Consider the following 716-nt stretch of genomic DNA (forward strand, 5'->3'; position numbering starts at 1 on the left):
AAACCTTTCGTCGTCCGACTGCTAGTTTCGGTATCAATGCCGTCGACCGCTCGGCTGGTCAAAACACCGACGCCCTTCTGAAAAAAATTGCCGAGAGAGCCGGGATCTTTTTCTTCTTCAAATCTGACTGCCGTTTCTGCGAAGCCGAAGCACCGCTCGTCGGAATGCTTGAACGGGATTCGGGTTTCGACGTCCTGGCGATCTCGATCGACGGCGGTGTACTTGAAAATCAGCGGTTCGCCAACACCCGCGTAGATGCAGGTCACGCTGCGCAGCTTGGTGTGACGGCAACACCCGCGCTCTTCCTCGTGTCGGGAGACGGACGGTTCGAATCTCTCGGTCAAGGCTTGATGGCCCTGCCGGATCTGCGTCGGCGCATCATCGTTGCGGCCGCCCGACAAGGGTGGATCACCGAATCGGAGTTCGAGGAAACGAAACCGATCATCAATCCGGAAAGTCAGATCGACCTTTCCAGGGAACTCCCGCAGCTTCTACTCGCCGCTCAAAACCCCGCATTCGCCTGGGGCGACCCGCAAGCAGCCGACTTTGTCGCTGAGCATCCGGAAGAAGCCTCGAAAGTCGCTCAGCAAGACGGCTTCATTGCTCCTGCCAATTTGATCGCCCTTTTCGATGGTGCCGGAACCGACGGCCGTTTCGATCCCAACATTCTTTCCGCCGAAAGCCATGAAGAAGACATTCAACCTTAAGGGGACGAC

Annotated in this window: 1 protein-coding gene; it reads left to right on the forward strand. The window is 57.1% G+C overall.

The genetic code is table 11. The annotated features are described in order from the left end of the window. The coding region (gene traF / locus H6A60_RS12020; protein WP_205104946.1) for a conjugal transfer protein TraF at positions 1–707 on the forward strand (707 nt) is incomplete at its 5' end. Positions 708–716: the final 9 nt, after the last annotated feature.

It is taken from the genome of Sutterella massiliensis, assembly GCF_016899755.1.
In the GTDB taxonomy this organism is placed as follows: domain Bacteria; phylum Pseudomonadota; class Gammaproteobacteria; order Burkholderiales; family Burkholderiaceae_F; genus Sutterella; species Sutterella massiliensis.